At 52.7% G+C, this 749-nt stretch carries 1 pseudogene; it reads left to right on the top strand.

What is annotated here, in order from left to right:
• A pseudogene (locus KNP06_RS15365) lies at positions 1-749 on the top strand (IS3 family transposase); the annotation flags it as partial.

Here is a 749-nt window from a genome sequence, read left to right on the forward strand (position 1 = left end):
TCTCAACGGGAAGCCGAGGATCGATATCGTTCGCGAGTACGATTTGACACCATCGGCACTGGGACGTTGGATCAACCAGAGCCGTACGACCGGTTCGTTCAAGGCAGAGGACAACCTGAGCGACGAGGCCCGTGAACTCCGTGACCTGCGCAAGCAAGTGAGGCAGCTCGAGATGGAGAACGACATTTTAAAGCAAGCCACGCTGATCATAGGACGAAAGTAACTGTCATCAAGAACAATATGCACAAATACTCGGTATCAGCAATGTGTAAAGTCCTGAAACTATCAAGAAGCACCTTCTACTACGAATCCAAGAGGCGACCGGCGGTCGACGATGTGACCGGTGATGTCATCGAGATCTTCCGCCGCAGTCGTGACAATTATGGGACGCGCAAGATCAAGGTCGAGCTACAGCGTATAGGGAAGCGTGTGTCACGCCGACGCATCGGACGCATCATGAATGAGCAGGGGCTCGTGTCCTCCTACACCGTCGCACAATTCAAACCGAAACGAAGCAATCCTAACGAGTCCACGGTGAAAAACGAGCTGAATCGTGAGTTCCGTCAGGAAAAGGAACTGTCGGTCATCGTGAGCGATTTGACATACGTCAGGGTCCAAAACAAATGGAACTATGTCTGTGTATTTGTCGACCTGTTCAATCGGGAAATCATCGGACATAGCGTCGGCGAACGCAAGGATGCGGACCTGGTGGCCCGGGCGATCGCAACAATTCCAGCTGACCTCCGTCG

Origin of the sequence: Exiguobacterium sp. s21, from assembly GCF_018617975.1 — a bacterium.
GTDB lineage: Bacteria > Bacillota > Bacilli > Exiguobacteriales > Exiguobacteriaceae > Exiguobacterium > Exiguobacterium mexicanum_A.